Here is an 18,965-nt window from a genome sequence, read left to right on the forward strand (position 1 = left end):
TAGCGGACTCCATACGACCGGCGTGAGTCGCGTGCTCCACGTCGAACCGTTGCGGCTAGCCAAAGTTTCGTGCGGCGGCTCTTGACTGGGAGCGCGGGCGGAATACGGTGAGGACAAATACCGGCTCTGGCCGCCGGGCGGCAAGAATGCCTCGTATGCCTCGCCTTGCGGCGGTGGCTGCGGGGCATTGTCATTTTGAGGCTTTGCTTGAAACGGCATATCGAGATCGGCATTCTCTATTCGCGGTCCGGCAACTACCGGCTGGTGTCCGAATCCTGCCGCGCGGGCGCGGTGAACGCCATCGCCGACGTCAATGCCGATCCCGCTGTCCCCTTCGAATTCGTCCCGGTCGAGCGCGACCCGCAGGGCAACATCGACCGGTATGCAAGCGGCTGCGCGGACATTCTCGCCAACAGTGGCGCGCGTCACATCATTGGCTGCGTCACCTCGTGGAGCCGCAAGGAGGTCATTCCAATCCTGGAAAGGGCAGGCGGCACGCTGTGGTACGCCTGCCCGTACGAGGGCTTCGAAGCCAACGAACACGTCGTCTACACGCACGCCTGCCCCAATCAGCATCTCGTACCGCTGCTTGCCTATGTCGTGCCTCGTTTCGGCGCCGACGGCTTCCTGCTCGGTTCCAACTACATCTGGGGTTGGGAGACCAACCGTGTGGCGCGCGACCTGATTGCGGACGCCGGCGGCAAGGTGCTGGGCGAACGCTATCTGCCGCTCGGCGAGGTCGACGTTGCGCGGCTGATCGCGGAGGTACAGGCGACGAGACCTGATTTCATTCTGAACAATCTCATCGGCCCTTCGTCCTATGCCTTTATCGCCGCCTATGCCGAGCTTGGCCGGCGGGACCCGCATTTCAGGCCGGAGCGTTGCCCGATCCTGTCCTGCAATCTCACGGAATGCGAATTGCCGGCGCTCGACGGGGCAGGCAATGGCCATCTTTCCGTTGGGCCCTATTTTCACGACATCTCGGGGGCGGATCGCGGAGCGGCTTCAGTGTCTTCCGTTATGCCTGCCTCATCCTTCGAGGCGGCTGCTTATGCCTCGGTGCGTACGCTCGCAGAGATACTCACCCGCAACCCCGGTGCACAATGGATGGACCTTCCCAAGGTCTTTGCCGGAACATCATTTCGAACACCGCTGGGCGACATCGCCATCGACCCGCAAACCCAGCATGCTACGTTGCCAGTGCAGATCGGACGTATCGATGGAACATCGTTCAAAACGGTCACGCTGACGAAGGGCGTGGCACCCGATCCCTACCTTTCCCGCTATGACCGGACGGAGACGTTCGGGCGGCCACGCCTGCGGGTGGTGTCGTGAGCAAGATGGCGCGTATCCCGAACCTTGGAGGCGCCAGGGCTTTTGTCCTGCATCGTCCACATCCGACCGTGCAGGCGATCACAAGACAATTGTCGGCCATCGGCCTTGAGGCGATTGGCTTCTGGCCGGAACTGCCGGCCGAAGCCTTGGCGGCGGACTTCGTCTTCTTCGACGTCGACCTCGGCTTTGACGAGCAATTTCCGTGGAAGCCGGGCGAGGCCCCGATGCCGCTGATAGCGCTGATCGGGTCCGAGGCGCCGGGGCGTGTCGAATGGGCACTGTCGCACAAGGCCGATGCCCAATTGCTGAAACCGGTCGGCAATGCCGGCGTCTATAGCGCGCTTTTGATCGCAAGGCAGAGTTTCGAGGCGCGCAAGCTTCTGGCCGGCGAGATCGCCTCGCTTCGTCAGCGGGTCGCGGAGCGCCAGACCATCGTACGCGCGGTGGAGGCCTTGTCGAAGGGCGTGGAGGACGGCCGTGCCTATGCGCAGCTCCGCTCGCTGGCGATGGGCTGGCAAATCAGCGTCGAGGAAGCCGCGCGCAGGATCGTGGCGATGACACAAGAAGAAGGCGACGATGACCAATCCGATCGCGCCTGAGCTTTCAGCTGCCGGGCGTATGCCAGCCAAGCCTCGCGCCGGCGTCTGGCGACGTCTGCTAAAACGGCCTCTCGCTTTGCTCGGCCTCGGGATTATTGCCCTTGTCTTGGCGGGCGCCATTCTTGCACCGTGGCTGACAGGCTACGATCCGAACGAGCAGATGTTCGACGGACTCACGCTTGAAGGCGCGCCACTGCCGCCGGGAGCCCAGTTCTGGCTAGGCACCGACCTGCTTGGCCGCGACCTGCTGACCCGTCTCCTATTCGGCGCGCGCACGTCGCTGATCATCGGCATCGTCGCCAATGGCGTGGCGCTTCTGATCGGCACGCTGGTCGGCATCACCGCCGGCTATTTCCGCGGCTGGATCGGCAGCGCGCTTATGCGCTTCACCGATTTGATGATGGCTTTCCCGGCGCTGCTGCTCGCCATCTGCCTGGCGGCAGTGCTCCAGCCGAGCCTGTGGATCGTCGCCATGGTGATCGCATTGGTGAACTGGGTGCAGACCGCCCGCGTCATCTACACCGAGACAAGTTCGCTCTCCGAGCGCGAGTTCATCGATGCCGAGCGCACCATCGGCGCAAGCGCTCCACGTATCCTGTTTCGCCATATCCTGCCCCACCTTTTGCCGACGATCATCGTCTGGGGCACGCTCGGCATCTCGACGACGGTGCTTCTGGAAGCGACGCTCAGCTATCTCGGCATCGGCGTGCAACCGCCGACTGCTTCCTGGGGCAACATCATCTTCGAAAATCAAACCTATTTTCAGGCAGCGCCCTGGCTGGTTTTCTTTCCGGGTGCGGCGATCCTGGCGCTGGCGCTAGCCTTTAACCTGGTCGGCGATGCGCTGCGCGACATCCTCGATCCGACGCAAAGGGGGCGGGCATGATCGCCTATCTCGGCCGCCGCGTTGTCCAGTCGGTGCTCATCTTGCTCGGCGTCTCCCTGATCACCTTTGCGCTGCTCTATCTGCTGCCCGCCGATCCTGTTCGCCAGATCGCCGGCCGCAGCGCAACGCCCGAGACGGTCGAGAGCATCCGCCGGCAGCTCGGTCTCGACCAGCCCTTTGTCGTCCAGTACTGGCACTACCTGACCAGCCTTCTCAGCGGCGATCTGGGCCGCTCCTACATTCAGCGCTCGGAGGTCACGGAGCTTATCGTCTCGCGGCTGCCGGCAAGCCTGCTGCTGATGGTCGGCGCCATTGCTTGCGAAGTGGTGATCGGGCTGACGATGGGCCTCATCGCCGCCGTAAAGCGTGGCACCGCCACCGACCAGTCGCTGATGGTCGCCTCCTTCGTCGGCGTCTCGGCGCCGCAGTTCGTCGTCGGCCTGCTGCTGCTTTATGTATTCGCGGTACGGCTCGGCTGGTTCCCGATCGGCGGTTACGGCACCTGGCGTCATCTGGTGCTGCCGTCGCTGACCATGGGAATTCTTGGCGCCGGCTGGTACGCCCGCATGATGCGCTCGTCGATGATCGACGTGCTGCGCCAGGATTACGTGCGTACCGCGCGTGCCAAGGGTCTTGCACGCAGCGCCATTATCTTCCGGCACGCGCTGCCCAACGCCATCCTGCCGGTCATCGCCATGATCGGCATCGATATCGGCATCTTCATGGGCGGCATCGTGGTTGTCGAAAGCGTGTTCGGCTGGCCAGGCATCGGCCAGCTAGCCTGGCAGGCCATTCAGCGCATCGACATTCCGATCATCATGGGGGTCACCCTGGTTTCGGCCTTTGCCATCGTGCTCGGCAATCTCCTGGCCGACACTGTCGCACCGTTCATCGACCCACGCATCAAGCTCAGATGAAAACCAAGAACACCAGAGAAAGGGAACATGACATGAGAAGATATCTGATATCCACCGTGGCGGCATCAGCGCTTGCGCTGGCGCTTGGCATGACGAGCGTACGCGCCGAAGACATTGTCGATCCGAATGCCAAGCAGGGCGGCGCGATCACCATCACCTACAAGGACGACGTCGCCACGCTCGATCCGGCCATCGGCTATGACTGGCAGAACTGGTCGATGATCAAGAGCCTGTTCGACGGGCTGATGGACTACGAGCCGGGCACCACCAACCTGCGGCCCGACCTTGCCGAGAGCTACGAGATTGCGCCTGATGGCAAGACCTTCACCTTCAAGCTGCGCCATGGAGTGAAATTCCACAACGGCCGCGAGATGACCGCCGACGACGTGAAATATTCGCTCGACCGGGTCACCAATCCAAAGACACAGAGCCCGGGTGCCGGCTTTTTCGGCTCGATCAAAGGCTATGACGATGTCGCTGCCGGCAAGGCGGAAAGCCTGGCCGGCATAACCGTCGTCGATCCCTACACGATCAAGTTCGAGCTGACCCGGCCCGACGCCACCTTCCTGCATGTCATGGCGATCAACTTCTCGCACGTCGTGCCGAAGGAAGAGGTCGAAAAATACGGCGCGGATTTCGGCAAGCATCCGGTCGGAACCGGCGCCTTCAAGCTCGCCGAATGGACGCTCGGCCAGCGCGTGGTCTTCGAGCGCAACCCGGATTACTGGCACAAGGGTCTGCCGCATCTCGACAAGATCACCTTTGAGATCGGCCAGGAGCCGATCGTGGCGCTGCTGCGGCTGCAGAAAGGCGAGATCGACGTTCCCGGCGACGGCATTCCCCCGGCGAAATTCCAGGAGGTGATGGCCGATCCCGAGCAGAAGGCCCGTGTCGTCGAGGGCGGCCAGCTGCACACCGGCTATATCACCATGAATACCACCATGGCGCCCTTCGACAATGTGAAGGTACGGCAGGCGGTCAACATGGCGATCAACAAGGACCGCATCGTCCAGCTGATCAACAACCGTGCGGTGCCGGCCAATCAGCCGTTGCCGCCGTCGATGCCTGGCTACGACAAGGAATTCAAGGGCTATCCCTATGACGTGAGCAAGGCCAAGGCTTTGCTTGCCGAGGCCGGGCATCCCGACGGATTTGACACGCAGTTGTTTGCCATGAACACCGATCCCAACCCGCGCATCGCGCAGGCCATTCAGCAGGATCTGGCGGCGGTCGGCATCAAGGCCAGTATCCAGTCGCTCGCGCAGGCCAACGTCATCGCCGCCGGCGGCGACAAGGCCGGTGCGCCGATGATCTGGTCCGGCGGCATGGCCTGGATCGCCGACTTCCCCGATCCGTCGAACTTCTACGGACCGATCCTCGGCTGCGCTGGTGCCGTCCCGGGCGGCTGGAACTGGTCGTGGTATTGCAACAAGGAGCTCGACGCCAAGGCAGCCGAAGCCGACTCCATCGTCGACCCGGCCAAGGCTGGCGAACGCGCCAAGATGTGGAGCGAGATCTACGGCAAGATCATGGAAGACGCGCCCTGGGCACCGGTGTTCAACGAGCAGCGTTTCACCATGAAATCAGCCCGCATGGGTGGCGCCGACAACCTCTATGTCGACCCGGTCCACATCCCGATCAACTACGACAATGTGTATGTGACCGATGTGCAATAACTGCGACTACACCATCCACGGGCGCCACCATCATTTCGGCTGGGACAATTCCTTTGTCCCGGCCGAACGAGTGGCGCCAGGGTCGACGATCGAGTTCCAGTGCCTGGACTCGTCCGGCGGGCAGCTGACGATGGAGAGCACCGTCGACGACGTTGCTGTGCTCGATTTTGCCAAGGTGAACCCGGTCACTGGGCCGATCTATGTCGACGGGGCGGAGCCGGGCGACGCCCTGAAAATCACTATCGAGTCCTTTAAGCCGTCCGGCTTCGGGTGGACGGCAAATATCCCGGGATTCGGTCTGTTGGCGGATGACTTCACTCAACCGGCACTGAATATCTGGAAGTACGACGCCGCCTCGCTCGAACCGGCGCTGTTCGGCAAGAGCGGCCGGGTGCCGCTCAAGCCCTTCGCCGGCACCATCGGCAATGCCCCGGCTGAGCCGGGTCTGCATTCGGTGGTCCCGCCGCGGCGCGTGGGCGGCAATCTGGACATACGCGATCTCGCTGCCGGCACGGTGCTCTACCTGCCCGTAGAGGTGGCGGGAGCGTTGTTCTCGGTCGGCGACACGCACGCCGCCCAAGGCGACGGCGAGGTCTGCGGCACGGCAATCGAGAGCCCCATGAATGCCGTGCTGACGCTCGATCTGGTCAAGGATGCCCGGCTGCGGACGCCGCGTTTCACAACGCCCGGTCCGGTGTCGCGGCATCTCGACGCCAAGGGCTATGAGGTGACAACCGGTATCGGGCCGGATCTGATGGATGGCGCCAGGAGCGCCGTCTCCCAGATGATCGACCTGCTCTCCGGCCGCTACGGCATGGATCCGGTAGATGCCTATATGCTCGTCTCGGTTTGCGGTGACCTGCGCATCAGCGAGATCGTCGACATGCCCAACTGGGTGGTTTCGTTCTACTTCCCCCGCTGCGTCTTTGAATGAACGTGGAGGACATCAAACGATCCGGGCAGGCCGCCGCGGAGAGTGGCTCCATTAGGCCGGTACTCAGCGTCTCAGGTCTGAGCGTCGCCGTGCGTGGCGAGGAGGGCGAGCGCGACGTCGTTTCCGACCTGACATTCGGCCTGATGCGCGGCGAAACGCTTTGCATTGCCGGCGAGTCCGGTTCCGGCAAGTCGATGACGGCGCTGGCCATCATGGGCTTGCTGCCGCAGCCGGCGGCACGCATCAGATCAGGCTCCATCCGGCTCGGCGATCAGGATCTCGCGGCTCTCAGCGAGAGCGGCATGCGCCGCATCCGCGGCAACCGTATCGCAATGATCTTTCAGGAACCGATGACATCGCTCAATCCGGTTCTGTCCATCGGCCGTCAGCTCACGGAGGCGATCGAGGCACACGCCTCGCTGTCGCGCTCCGACTCGCGGCTGAGGGCGCTCGAGGCGCTGAAGGCAGTCCGAGTTCCGGATGCCGAACGGCGGCTCGAGCACTATCCGCACGAACTCTCAGGCGGCATGCGTCAGCGCGTGATGATTGCCATGGCTCTGGCCCTGAACCCGGATGTGCTGATCGCCGATGAGCCGACGACCGCCCTCGATGTCACGGTTCAGGGCGAGGTGCTGGAGCTGCTGCGCGACCTGCAGCGCCAGCACGGCACCAGCGTTATCCTGATCACGCACGACATGGGCGTCGTCGCCGAGATGGCGGACCGCGTCGTCATCATGCGCGACGGCCGGATGGTCGAGCAGGGCAGGGCGGCTGACATCTTCAATCGCCCGCAGGCCGACTATACGCGCGAGCTTCTGGCCGCCGTGCCGCGTATCGGCGGCGGACGGATGGCCGAAGACCGACAAGATGCCGCCAACATGCCGGCCGAGCTTGTACATGTCGGCGATCTTCACGTCCGCTTCGACCTGCGTGGCGGCTTCTTCGGCCGCGTCGACCGCAGGGTGCACGCGGTCGAAGGCGTCAGTTTCTCGATCGCGCCGCACGAAACCCTGTCGCTGGTCGGCGAGTCGGGCTGCGGCAAGTCGACGACGGCCAAGGCGATCGCCGGGCTGGTGCCCTACATCGGCAGCATTTCAATCGGCGGCCAGGACTTGTCGGCACTCAGCCGAAAGGAGCGCAAGGCTGTCCGCCGCAATGTGCAGATGATCTTTCAGGATCCCTTCGCGTCCCTCGACCCGCGCATGCGAGTAGGCGATCTCGTCGCCGAGCCTCTGCTGATCCACGGCCTTGGCGACAGAGAGCAACGGCGTGCCCAGATCTCCGCCCTGTTCGAACGCGTGGGCCTCTCCGCTGACCAGATGGAGCGCTATCCCCACGAATTCTCCGGCGGGCAGCGCCAGCGAATCTGTATTGCAAGGGCGCTGGCGCTGCGACCAAAGCTGATCATTGCCGACGAGAGCGTCTCTGCTCTCGACGTGTCGGTGCAAGCGCGCGTGTTAAGATTGCTGAAGGAACTGCAGCGCGAATTTGGCGTCGCATATCTCTTCATCTCGCACGACATGGCGGTGGTAGAAAACATCTCGGATCGCGTGGCGGTAATGTATCTGGGGCAGATCGTCGAGATGGGCACCCGCGACCAGATCTTCTCCAACCCGTGCCATCCTTACACAAAGCGGCTGATCGAAGCCGTTCCGGTTCCCGATCCAGGCCGCCGGCGCGCCCGGTTCGCCCGCTTGGACAGCGAAATTCCAAGCGCTGTGCGGCGCATCGGTGACGAGCCCCGGAAGCTCAAGCTTGAAGATGTTGGCGACGGCCACCTCGTCGCCACTTGAGCGAGCTTAGGCTACCTCGTCCAGCCAATCCGCAGAGGCTCGGGGACAGCAGCCTATGTGATGCTCAGACGCGGGAAATGATCGGCGATGGCGCTGCCGCGGCAGCGCCAGTCGGCGATGCCGATCGCCAGTTTACATCTGACATGTTAGTGTGCTAACGCCACGTGCACATTGATTTCAACGGAGTTCGTATTGGCTTCCCGCTTTGGTCTTTCGGTTGCCCTAACCACACCCTTCGACCCGTCGGGGCAGATAGCGCTCGCGCCGATAATCGCCCATGCCCGAGCCTGCCTTGGCGCCGGCTGCAGCAGTGTGACGCTGTTCGGCACCACCGGCGAAGGAGCCTCGGTCGGCACCGACGAGCGGCGGATCGTGATCGAGGCCATGCTGGCGGCCGGTATTCCGGCACATCAGCTCGTTACCGGCGTGCTGGTCGATGCAGCAGAAGATGCCGCCGATCAGGCCCGGCACGCTTTGCAGCGCGGCGTTCGCAACATTCTGCTGGCTCCGCCGAGCTACTTCAAGAATGTCGGCGAGGACGGGCTGTTCGGATGGTTTTCCGCCGTCTTCGCCGCACTCGGTCCGCTGGCGCGCGACGTGCTCCTCTATAACATCCCCTCAGTCACCATGGTGCCACTCCCGCTTGGGCTGATCGGCCGGCTGCGCACCGCTTTTCCCGCCGCGGTGGCCGGGGTGAAGGATTCCGGTGGGGACTGGAGCTACAGTGAGGCGCTGCTTGAAGCGCACGGCGATCTGGTGATCCTCATCGGCGACGAACGGCATCTGGCGAGAAGCGTGCGCCGCGGCGGACAGGGTGCGATTTCCGGCATGGCTAATTTTGTTACCGGCGAAATCCGCGCAATGGTCGAAGAGGGCCGCGACGACTCACGCGTCGAGGACTTCGTGCTCGAATTGCTCAAATACCCGGTCACGCCGGCGGTGAAGGTCATGGTCGCGCGCAAGATCGGCGACGAGCGCTGGCTGGCGGTTCGCCCGCCCCTGGAGGCGATCGGCCCGCAAGGACAGCGGCAGCTTGCTGCTGCATACGACAGGCTGTTTGCGACAGAGGCGGCCTGACCGACAAGACCTGGCTGACCGACAAGGAAGCGAGCTGAAGTGGAAGACGGCAGCGAACCGATCACTCTCCGGGAGAAAGCCTATGCCAGCTTCACGCGGCATTTGCTGGCCCGTGATCTGCGGCCGGGGCAGTTCGTGTCACAGCGCGAACTGGTCGCTTTCACCGGACTGCCGCTGGGTGCCATTCGCGAGATCGTCCCGCGTCTCGAGGCTGAGGGACTGCTGACCACCATCCCGCAGCGCGGCATGCAGATCGCGCACATCGACATCAATCTGATCCGTGAGGCGTTTCAGTTTCGGTTGTTCATGGAACGCGAGGCAGTGGCGCTATTCACGACCAGCGCTTCTGATGCCGAACTTGCCCGCATGCGGCGCGAACATGAGGAGATGCTGGCTCAAGCTCTGGGACAGGCGCCGACGCCGGAAATGGAGGCCAAGGCCCAGAACATCGACTGGGCCATGCACGACACCTTCATCAATGCGCTCGGCAACGAGATTATCGCCAAGGCCTACCTGGTCAACTCGGTGAAAATCCGGTTGATCCACCAGGAGCGTTTCCGCATCGACGGACGTGTGGTGCCGGTGATGCGCGAACATTTGGCCGTCATCGAAGCCATGGAGAGCCGCAATCCGCAAAAGGCGGTTGAAGCGATCAGTCTGCATATCGACAATGCGCGCCGGCTGGCGCTCCAGATCTGAGGAAATATAGCCGCGCCGCGGTTCGCGGCGCATCCACAACGACAGCAACCGGGAGGAAGAAAATGTCGTCCAATCTGTTCAACCCAACCAGGAGGCAACTCCTTGCCGGAACCGCGGCGCTCACCGCTGCCGGCCTTGTGGGGATTCGCCCCGGCTTTGCCGCCGGCGTCGACTGGAAACGCTTTGCCGGAACGACGCTTGACGTCAATCTGGTGAAAAGCCCGCGCAGCGACACCATCCTGAAATATCTCGCCGAGTTCGAGGAACTGACCGGCATCAAGGTCAATGCCGAGGCAACGCCCGAGCAGCAGCAGCGCCAGAAGACGGTGATCGAGTTGAGCTCGGGCAAGCCGAGCTTCGATGTCGTGCATCTGAGCTACCACGTGCAGAAGCGCCAGTTCGAGAAGGGCGGCTGGCTGGCCGACATCGCCGGCTATCTCGCCGACCCGTCGCTCACCGATCCGGCGCTGGTCGAAAGCGACTTCGCCGAAGCCGGCATGCTGTTTGCCAAGGACGGCCAGGGCGTGCTGCGCTCGCTACCCTTCTCGGTGGACTACTGGATCCTCTACTGGAACAAGGAGCTGTTCGAGGCCAAGGGCCTCAAATACCCCGAGACCTTCGAGCAACTGGTGGCCGCCGCCGAAGCGCTGACCGACCCCTCGACCAATACATACGGCTTCGTCGCCCGCGGGCTCAAGAACGCAAACACGCCGGTATGGACGTCGCTGATGCTCGGCTACGACATGACGCCGCTCGATGACAAGGGCAAGCTGCGCACCGAGGCTCCCGAGGCGGTCGAGGCTGCCGCGCTCTATCAAAGATTGATGACCAAGTCCGCCCCTCCGGGCGTCACGGGGTTCAATTGGGCCGAAGCTCAGTCTGCCTTCCTGCAGGGCAAGATCGGCATGTGGTTCGACGGTGTGGGTTTTGCCCCGCCGATGGAAAACCCGGAAAAGTCGCGGGTGGTCGGCAAAGTCGGTTATGGCGTCATGCCCAAGGGTCCCAAGGCGCATGCCTCGGGCACCTTCGGCGACGGGATTGGCGTTACCGCGGCCAGCGAGAAGAAGGAGGCTGCCTATCTGTTCTGCCAGTGGGCGGTATCGCCAGCCATGGGTGCACGGCTGTTGCAGGCCGGCGCCGGTGTTCCGTTCCGCAAATCCGTGCTGGAGGATCCCAAGGTGCGCGAAGGCGTAACCATGCCGGCAAGCTGGCTCGATGCCGTGGTCGGCTCGGGCAATATCAGCCGGCTGGCGCTGCCGGTCATCATCCCCGTCACCGAATTCCGCGACATCTATGGCGTGGCGCTGACCAACATGATTGCCGGCGCCGATCCCGCCGCGGAGCTGAAGAAGGCCACCGAGCAGTTCCAGCCGGTTCTCGACAGGAGCGAGCAGGGCTGATGTCGGCCACCACCCCAGAACAGACCGGGGTGACGATGCCAGTTATCGACGGGAGCCAGACCATCCGGCTGGCTCCCAACTACTGGCCTTTCGTTGTCCCCGCACTCGTCGTCGTCGGCGCCGTCATCGTCTTCCCCTGGGCTTTCACCCTGTGGATGAGCGTCAACCGCTGGACGCTCGGCCAATCGCGGAGCTTTGCCGGGATGGAAAACTATCTCCGCCTGGCAAGCGACCCACGTTTCTGGGAATCCCTTGTTCATACGTTGACCTACACCTTCCTCTCGGTTGCAGCGCCGATGCTGCTGGGCACTCTGGCCGCGCTGATTTTCGACGCCAGGTTTCCGCTGCGCGGCTTGCTGCGCGGCGTCTTCGTCATGCCGATGATGGCGACACCCGTTGCCGTGGCACTGGTTTGGACAATGATGTTCCATCCTCAGCTTGGCGTGCTCAACTACCTGCTGTCGCTGGTCGGCATCCCGGCTCAGGAATGGATATTCAACGCCAACACGGTCATCCCGTCGCTGGTTGCGGTCGAGACCTGGCAGTGGACGCCGCTGGTCATGCTGATCGTGCTTGGCGGGCTGGCCTCGGTGCCGCGCGAGCCCTTCGAAAGCGCCGAGATCGACGGCGCCAATGCCTGGCAGCAATTCCGCTATCTCACTCTGCCGATGATCGCGCCGTTCCTGATGATCGCGGTCATCATCCGGACCATCGATGCGTTGAAGAGCTTCGACATCATCTACGCGATGACCCAGGGCGGCCCGGGCACGGCGTCGGAGACCATCAACATCTATCTCTACAACACCGCCTTCTCCTACTACGATATCGGCTACGGCTCGGCCATGGCCGTGGTGTTCTTCATTGTCATCGTGGCCCTGTCTTTTGTCCTGCTGATGCTGCGCCAACGCTCGCAGTGGATCGATACGGAGGGCAAATAGATGAGTTCACGGCTGCTCAACCAGATCGGTCTGTTTTTCGCTGCCCTGGTTTTCGTCTCGCCGGCGATCCTGTTCTTCCTCTGGATGATCTCGTTGTCGCTGAAATTCGAAATCGATAACGGTGCCTATCCGCCGATCCTGATCCCCGAACGTTTCGCCTGGTCGAACTATGTGAAAGTGTTCGAGGAGAACAATTTCCTGCTGTATCTCTGGAATTCGGTTCTGGTGACCGGCACGGCGACCTTGCTGGCGCTGTTGATCGGCGTACCGGCCGGCTATGGTATCGCACGGCTCAAGGCTGAACGATCGGCGGTCGTCATCATGATCGCCCGCATGACGCCCGGACTATCCTATCTCATCCCGCTGTTTCTGCTGTTTCAATGGATCGGGATCCTCGGCACGCTCTGGCCGCAGATCATCATCCATCTGGTGGTGACGGTGCCGATCGTGGTCTGGGTGATGATCGGCTATTTCGAGACCACGCCGATGGAACTGGAGGAGGCGGCCAACATCGACGGCGCCAGCTCCTGGCAGGTTTTCCGGCTGGTTGCCCTGCCCATCGCCAAGCCGGGCATCGTCGTCGCCTTCATCCTGTCCGTTATCTTCTCGTGGAACAATTTCGTTTTCGGCGTGGTGCTCGCCAGCCGTGAGACGCGCACACTCCCGGTCGCCGTCTACAACATGCTGTCCTACGAGCAGGTCAGTTGGGGGCCGCTCGCCGCGGCGGCGCTGGTGGTGACGCTGCCGGTGCTGATCCTGACCATGTTCGCGCAAAGGCAGATCGTCGCGGGGCTGACCGCCGGCGCCGTCAAGGGCGGCTGAGCGCGCGTCCCGACATCACTCTTTTCCAGGAAAGATCCAATGGCATCGGTAACAATCAACAACGTGCAGAAGGCCTTCGGGGCCACCAAGATCATTCACGACGTCAGCGTCGACATCGCCGACGGCGAATTCGTCATCCTGGTCGGTCCGTCGGGATGCGGAAAATCGACGCTGCTGCGCATGATCGCAGGCCTTGAAACGATCTCCGGCGGAAAGATCGCCATCGGCGAACGTATGGTCAACAATCTGCGCGCGCGGGACCGGAACATCGCCATGGTGTTCCAGAATTATGCGCTCTATCCGCATATGACTGTTGCCGACAATATGGGCTTTGCCCTCAAGATCAAGAAAGCCGATCCGGCCGACACCGCTGGCCGGGTCCGGAAAGCAGCCGGCATTCTTGGCCTGGAAAAGTTGCTTGACCGCTATCCGCGCCAGCTTTCTGGCGGCCAGCGTCAGCGCGTTGCCATGGGCCGCGCGATCGTGCGCGACCCACAGGTCTTCCTGTTCGACGAGCCGCTCTCCAACCTCGATGCCAAATTGCGCGTCCAGATGCGCGGCGAGATCAAGGCCCTGCACCAGCGGCTGGGTACTACGACGATCTATGTCACGCACGACCAGATCGAGGCCATGACCATGGCCGACAAGATCGTCGTGCTGCATGACGGCCTGGTCGAGCAGATCGGCGCGCCGCTGGACCTCTACGACCATCCGGCCAACCTCTTCGTTGCCGGTTTCATCGGCTCGCCCGCCATGAACTTCATTGCCGGCCGCATCGAGGAGGGCGCGTTCCGCAGCGCCGGCGGGTTGATCCTGCCGTTGCCGGAAGGCGCCCAGCCGGCGGATGCCGCAGGACGCGAACTCGTCTACGGCATTCGACCGGAACATATCCGGGCGACCGGGCAGGGCGTGCCGGGCACGATCACGCTTCTCGAGGCGACCGGCTCGGAAATCTTCGCCAGGGTCGACTGCTCCGGTGAAGAAATCTCCTGCCTCTTCCGAGAAAGGCTTGCGCTCAAGCAAGGCGAAGGGGTGCGGATCGAAATCGACCGTGCATGTGCGCATCTGTTCGACGCAGCAACCGGTCGGCGCATCTGACCCGATGGTTTGGTGAATGCGTGGTTGGCCTTAGGTCGGCAATGCGAATTCACCGGCGAGTTCGATGGCGCGGCCTTCGCGGGCCGATCTCTCGGCGGCAAGACCCATGACGACGGCCCACCAGCCGTCTTGCAAGGTCACTTCCACTTTGCCTTGTCCGCGCACCGCAGCGGTGAAGCGGGCGTGCTCGAAATAGGTCGAACCGTTATGGTCGCCTGCCTCGAGCAGCCGCGGGTCGACGGGAATCTCCAGCAGTCGTGGTCCAGGCGGAATGCGCGGACTGACGATCAACTGGGGCACTGGCGCAGGGCCAAGGTGGGTCGGCCAGAAACGGCCTGGTCCGGGCACCAGACATTCGATCTTTCCCTCGCCGCCGACAGCGCAGAGTTCCTCCTGGTAGCGGCTGCCCTCGGCAAACATGCACAGTTCCAGCATGGCGCGCGCGCCGCTCGCGAAATCAACCAGCACATAGCCGTGGTCAAGGATATCCGGCCTCTCACCGCCATAGCGTTCGTCGAGGTGGTTTACGGCCTGTCCAGCGCTCGCCATCACGCGGACGGGGTCGGATTCGAGGATCAGCCGCATCAGGTCGAAGAAGTGGCAGCATTTCTCGACGAACGTGCCGCCGGTGTTGCGGTTGAAGCGGTTCCAGTCGCCGACTTTGGCCAGAAACGGGAAGCGGTGCTCGCGGACCGTCAGCATGCGGATGCCGCCGGTGGCATGGCGCGCCTGCTCGACGAATGCGGCGACGGGCGGCATATAGCGGTATTCCATGGCCACCCAGACGAGCGGAAGCCGTGCTTTCAACGCCGCGATTCGCCCCTCGTCGGCGGCCGCGGTGAAGAGCGGCTTTTCCACCAGCACCGGCAGTGGTCGAAGTGCGGCGATCTCCTCCATCTGACTGAGGTGATGGTGGTTGGGGCTGGCAATCAAGATGCAGTCCACCTCGTCCATCGCCAGCAGCTCGGCGATCGATGCCGCCGATCGCGCGCCCGACGCCGCCGCCAGTGACGCCGCCAACATGCCGGGGTCCGGCTCGAAGATCGCGGCCACATGCGCGTCGGGCAACAGAGCGATGTTGCGGATATGCTCGCGGCCCATCATGCCGCAGCCGATGATGCCGTAGCCGATCGATGATCTGGTCACGCTGCCTCTTGCTCCGGCCTATCTGAAACGTGTGACGTACCGCGCCGCGCCCGGATCGAACCAACTGCGGGAATATTCCGCGCTGGCGCCGTCGCCAGCCCAGGCGATACGTTCTATGAAACCCACGACCGTCCCCGGCGGTGGCCTGAACTCGAGCGGGGCCCAGTCCGGCACAGGCGCGACGGCGACATGGTCTTCGGCGCGAACGATCGAAAAGCCGAGCGCGAGCCGGTAGTGGAGATAGAGGGATTCAGACAGGTCCTCGCGCTTGAGCCGCTCGGCGCGGCTGACGTCCAGCCAGATCTCCTCGACCGCGGCAGGCTCTCCGTCGAGCCGCCGCAGCCGGCGTATCCGATGGGCTTCGCCGGCGCTGCCGAATTGCGGCAGGTCGGCTGGCTTGGGCAGTCGCTCGACGGATAGCACGTCGGCGCTCGGCAGGCCGCCGCCACCGATACGCTCCAGGCGAAAGAAAGCATAGATCCCGAGCAAGTCGCCGCGCGCCCGCACATAGTTACCCGAGCCCTGGATGCGGTCGAGAAGGCCCTTTTCGGTCAAATCTGCCAGCGCCCGCCTGAGCGTGCCGACGGCAATCCCGAGGCTCGCGGCCATCGCGCGCTCGGGCGGCAGCCGCGCCCCGTCGGCCAGCCGTCCGGCCGCGATTTCGCGGATCAGCATTTCGCTGGTCTGCAAGTGCACAGGCAGGGGGCCGCGCATCTGGCTGGATCGGTGGCCGGGGTCCGCCCTTGTCAAATGCATCCGGTGTTCCAATCGCATCCTGGTTTAGGGTTTGGCTCCAAAATTGATACAGTATTGATCTACACCAAAACGAATGCTACGCAAGCCCCATTCGCAGCTCCGGAGGTCATGGAAGAGTGGCCCGGACGTCTTTGTTCTGAAGAGTGGCAATGAGCATCGTCCCAATCACCTCGCCGGATCTCGATGCAGCCGAAGTCTCGTGGTTCGCCGCACTCTGCTCGGACGACTATCGCTATCTCGGTGTGTCGGACGGCGCGCTGCGCTCGAGCTGGGCGCATTGCTCCGAGATCGTGAAGACGTCCGAGGAACTCGGTTTCCGCAACATCTTGTGTCCGTCGTCCTATCAGGTCGGCCAGGACACGCTGAGCTTCGTAGCCGGTTGCGCGCCGATCACCTCGAAGATCAATCTGCTCGCCGCTGTGCGCTGCGGCGAGATGCAGCCAATCATGCTGGCGCGCACGATTGCGACGCTGGATCACATGCTGGAAGGCCGGCTGACGGTAAACATCATTTCGTCGGACTTTCCGGGCGAGACGGCCGACAGCGCCTACCGCTATCAGCGTTCCCGCGAGGTGGTGCAGATACTGCGCCAGGCCTGGACCAGGGACAGCATCGATTTCGAGGGCGAGGTCTATCGTTTCAAGGGGCTCTCGACGGCACCGGCGAAGCCCTATCAGCAAAATGGCGGTCCGCTGCTCTATTTCGGCGGTTATTCGCCCGACGCACTCGAGCTTTGCGCCGAACAGTGCGACGTCTACCTGATGTGGCCTGAAACCAGGGTGGAACTTGCCGGCCGCATGAAAGCCGTCCACGAACGCGCCGAGCGCCATGGGCGGACGCTCGACTACGGCCTGCGCGTCCACATGATCGTGCGCGACACCGAGGCCGAGGCAAAGGAATATGCCCGGGAGCTGGTTTCGAAGCTGGACGACGAGCAGGGCAGGGCGATCCGCGAGCGCGCGCTCGACGCCCGATCGCTCGGCGTATCGCACCAGGCCAGGAACCGCCAGATCGCCGATGCCGAAGGCTATGTCGAGCCGCATCTGTGGACGGGCGTCGGGCGAGCGCGCTCCGGCTGCGGCGCGGCGTTGGTGGGCTCGACCGATCAGGTTCTGTCGGAAATCGAGGCGTATATGAAGATGGGGATCCGCGCCTTCATCTTTTCCGGCTACCCGCATCTCGACGAGGCGCGCCATTTCGGCACCAAGGTGCTGCCCCAGCTCAAGACATGCTCGCTCCCGCACGCCTATGGCCGGGTGCCGGAACGGATCCCGGCGACACCACTGGGAACGGGGGAGCGCCGCTGATGGAGCATGTCGTGTGCAATCCACGCCTTTTGCGCAATGCCTTCGGGCGCTTCGCCACCGGCGTCACGGTCGTCACCACCGGCACGGCCGACGGTCCGGTCGCAATCACTGCCAACAGCTTTTCATCCGTGTCGCTCGACCCGCCGCTGGTGCTCTGGTCGATCGGCCGCCACTCGCGCCGGTTCGAAGCGTTCGCTAATTCCGCGCACTACGCCATTCACGTGCTGGCGGAAGATCAAATCGATCTGTGCTGGCGTTTTTCGAAGTCGGGGACGGACTTTGCCGATCTTGACCTGTCGTGGAGCGAGCACGGCGTGCCATTGCTGCCGCGCGCGCTGGCGCGGTTCGAATGCAGCGTCGCCGACCGTTTCCCGGCTGGCGACCATATGATCCTGCTTGGACGTGTCCTTGAACTGGAGACGCAAGAGGGTTTGCCGCTGCTCTTTGCTGGCGGCAAGTCGCGCGCTCAAGAGGCCAGTTGATGACCGCCGGCGCCGCTCCGGGCTGGTGCCGTCGACTGGCGCACCACGAGATTGCAGGCAAGCTCGACGCGGCGCGGCGGCGACCCCGAATGGGCCATGTCGTCGAGCAGCAGGCTAAGTGCTGCCGATCCGATCTCGCGCATGGGAATGTGCATCGCCGTCAGCGGCGGGTTGCAGAAGGCAGCGAGCGGCAAGTCGTCCATACCGACCACGGACACATCGCCAGGCACCGAATATCCGGCCTCCTGGAGGCCGGCGATGGCACCAAACGCCAGGCTGTCGCCGGCCGTCAGCACGGCGGTGAAATCGAGGCCGCGGGCCGCGATGCGCTCGGTCACGGCTCTGCTCGCAAGTTCCGGCAGCCAGTCCTGCACCTCGACCACGAAGTCGTCGAAGCCGGCAATGCCGGCCGTGATCAGCGCGTCGCGCCAACCTTCATAGCGTCGCTCGATTGTGCGCCGGCCACGCCGCATCAGGAACAGGATGCGGCGGTGGCCAAGGCCGATCAGATGCTGCGCGGCAAGCATGGCGGCAGAGCGATTGCAGGGCGTCACGCTCGAATGGCGCATCGAGGGATCGTCACCGTTGACGAGCACGATCGGCTTGGCGAAGCCGGCTGTCAGCGTCAGCACATCGTCATCGTCCAGCGTCAGAAACAGGCAGCCGGCGACGCTGTCGTCGCGCTCGGATTCACGCAGCAGCGCGATTTCGTCCTCGGGCGCCGAAACCGGCCGGGTCACCAGTTCGACGCCCAGCAACCGGGCACGCTCGTTCAGTCCATCAAGGACATGGTAGGTGAACTGATTGCGGGCACTGTCCACCATTGCCACGCTGCTTGCGGCCAGGATGACCTTGCGCCCGGCAACCGAGGCGGGAATGGCGTAGTTCATCGACTTCGCTATTTCGATGATCCTGGTGCGAAGCTCATCCCTCACGCCGCCGACACCGCTCAGCGCACGGGAGGCGGTGCTGACCGACACGCCGCAACGCGCCGCGATCTCCTCAAGTCGAATGCGGCGGCTGGGGCGGCCACGCTTGCCCTGGATATTCATCCGTTCCGTCACCTCCGGCAAAGTCATCTGATTAATGCAAAAAATTTT

The 18,965-nt window shown here is 63.3% G+C and carries 18 protein-coding genes; 15 read left to right on the forward strand and 3 right to left on the reverse strand.

What is annotated here, in order from left to right; translation table 11 throughout:
- Window positions 1-207: 207 nt before the first annotated feature.
- From NKI79_RS22050 to NKI79_RS22110, 13 genes are all read left to right on the forward strand, one after another.
- Entirely contained in the window at window positions 208-1,335 is a 1,128-nt protein-coding gene (locus tag NKI79_RS22050) for a transporter substrate-binding protein (protein WP_352804402.1), read from the forward strand.
- A complete protein-coding gene (locus NKI79_RS22055) occupies window positions 1,332-1,934 on the forward strand; it encodes an ANTAR domain-containing response regulator (protein WP_352804405.1) in 603 nt (200 codons plus the stop codon). Before NKI79_RS22050 ends, NKI79_RS22055 begins: the two co-directional genes overlap by 4 nt.
- A gap of 19 nt (window positions 1,935-1,953) precedes the next feature.
- On the forward strand, window positions 1,954-2,820 hold the full coding sequence (locus NKI79_RS22060) for an ABC transporter permease (protein WP_254818659.1): 867 nt from the start codon (window positions 1,954-1,956) through the stop codon (window positions 2,818-2,820).
- Complete coding sequence (locus NKI79_RS22065) at window positions 2,817-3,737, forward strand: ABC transporter permease (RefSeq protein WP_352804407.1); 921 nt, start codon at window positions 2,817-2,819, stop codon at window positions 3,735-3,737. The genes NKI79_RS22060 and NKI79_RS22065 overlap by 4 nt, the downstream gene beginning before the upstream one ends.
- A gap of 32 nt (window positions 3,738-3,769) precedes the next feature.
- Window positions 3,770-5,413 carry an ABC transporter substrate-binding protein gene (locus NKI79_RS22070; protein ID WP_254818483.1) on the forward strand — a complete coding sequence of 548 codons (1,644 nt, stop codon included), beginning with the start codon at window positions 3,770-3,772 and terminating at the stop codon, window positions 5,411-5,413.
- The gene (locus NKI79_RS22075; protein ID WP_352804410.1) at window positions 5,403-6,347 is read left to right on the forward strand and encodes an acetamidase/formamidase family protein; all 945 of its coding nucleotides are present in this window, start codon (window positions 5,403-5,405) and stop codon (window positions 6,345-6,347) included. Before NKI79_RS22070 ends, NKI79_RS22075 begins: the two co-directional genes overlap by 11 nt.
- The gene (locus NKI79_RS22080) at window positions 6,344-8,140 is read left to right on the forward strand and encodes an ABC transporter ATP-binding protein (protein ID WP_352804412.1); all 1,797 of its coding nucleotides are present in this window, start codon (window positions 6,344-6,346) and stop codon (window positions 8,138-8,140) included. Before NKI79_RS22075 ends, NKI79_RS22080 begins: the two co-directional genes overlap by 4 nt.
- Window positions 8,141-8,332: 192 nt before the next feature.
- The gene (locus NKI79_RS22085; protein WP_352804415.1) at window positions 8,333-9,217 is read left to right on the forward strand and encodes a dihydrodipicolinate synthase family protein; all 885 of its coding nucleotides are present in this window, start codon (window positions 8,333-8,335) and stop codon (window positions 9,215-9,217) included.
- A gap of 39 nt (window positions 9,218-9,256) precedes the next feature.
- Entirely contained in the window at window positions 9,257-9,916 is a 660-nt protein-coding gene (locus NKI79_RS22090) for a GntR family transcriptional regulator (RefSeq protein ID WP_023674176.1), read from the forward strand.
- A gap of 62 nt (window positions 9,917-9,978) precedes the next feature.
- Window positions 9,979-11,316 (forward strand): extracellular solute-binding protein, encoded by a 1,338-nt coding sequence (locus tag NKI79_RS22095; RefSeq protein ID WP_352804418.1) that lies wholly within the window; start codon window positions 9,979-9,981, stop codon window positions 11,314-11,316.
- Window positions 11,317-11,351: 35 nt separating this feature from the next.
- Entirely contained in the window at window positions 11,352-12,254 is a 903-nt protein-coding gene (locus NKI79_RS22100) for a carbohydrate ABC transporter permease (RefSeq protein WP_245274609.1), read from the forward strand.
- Window positions 12,255-13,076 carry a carbohydrate ABC transporter permease gene (locus tag NKI79_RS22105; RefSeq protein WP_023674179.1) on the forward strand — a complete coding sequence of 274 codons (822 nt, stop codon included), beginning with the start codon at window positions 12,255-12,257 and terminating at the stop codon, window positions 13,074-13,076.
- A gap of 39 nt (window positions 13,077-13,115) precedes the next feature.
- Window positions 13,116-14,174, forward strand: a complete 1,059-nt coding sequence (locus tag NKI79_RS22110) for an ABC transporter ATP-binding protein (RefSeq protein ID WP_352804421.1) — start codon at window positions 13,116-13,118, stop codon at window positions 14,172-14,174.
- A gap of 30 nt (window positions 14,175-14,204) precedes the next feature.
- Here NKI79_RS22110 and NKI79_RS22115 read toward each other — a convergent pair whose 3' ends face one another.
- Entirely contained in the window at window positions 14,205-15,278 is a 1,074-nt protein-coding gene (locus tag NKI79_RS22115) for a Gfo/Idh/MocA family protein (RefSeq protein ID WP_502909843.1), read from the reverse strand.
- Window positions 15,279-15,338: 60 nt separating this feature from the next.
- A complete protein-coding gene (locus tag NKI79_RS22120) occupies window positions 15,339-15,995 on the reverse strand; it encodes a GntR family transcriptional regulator (RefSeq protein ID WP_352476701.1) in 657 nt (218 codons plus the stop codon).
- 230 nt (window positions 15,996-16,225) lie between these two features.
- Between NKI79_RS22120 and NKI79_RS22125 the strand changes: the two genes are divergently transcribed.
- Together NKI79_RS22125 and NKI79_RS22130 are read left to right on the forward strand one after the other, a co-directional pair.
- Window positions 16,226-17,383: an LLM class flavin-dependent oxidoreductase gene (locus NKI79_RS22125; RefSeq protein WP_352804427.1), complete on the forward strand. Its 1,158-nt coding sequence runs from the start codon at window positions 16,226-16,228 to the stop codon at window positions 17,381-17,383.
- Entirely contained in the window at window positions 17,383-17,865 is a 483-nt protein-coding gene (locus tag NKI79_RS22130; protein WP_352804430.1) for a flavin reductase family protein, read from the forward strand. The genes NKI79_RS22125 and NKI79_RS22130 overlap by 1 nt, the downstream gene beginning before the upstream one ends.
- Here the strand turns inward: NKI79_RS22130 and NKI79_RS22135 are convergent.
- The gene (locus tag NKI79_RS22135) at window positions 17,850-18,917 is read right to left on the reverse strand and encodes a LacI family DNA-binding transcriptional regulator (protein ID WP_352804433.1); all 1,068 of its coding nucleotides are present in this window, start codon (window positions 18,915-18,917) and stop codon (window positions 17,850-17,852) included. The genes NKI79_RS22130 and NKI79_RS22135 overlap by 16 nt on opposite strands.
- Between the last annotated feature and the right edge of the window lie 48 nt (window positions 18,918-18,965).

Source organism: Mesorhizobium sp. M0340 (genome assembly GCF_040321535.1).
Lineage (GTDB): Bacteria > Pseudomonadota > Alphaproteobacteria > Rhizobiales > Rhizobiaceae > Mesorhizobium.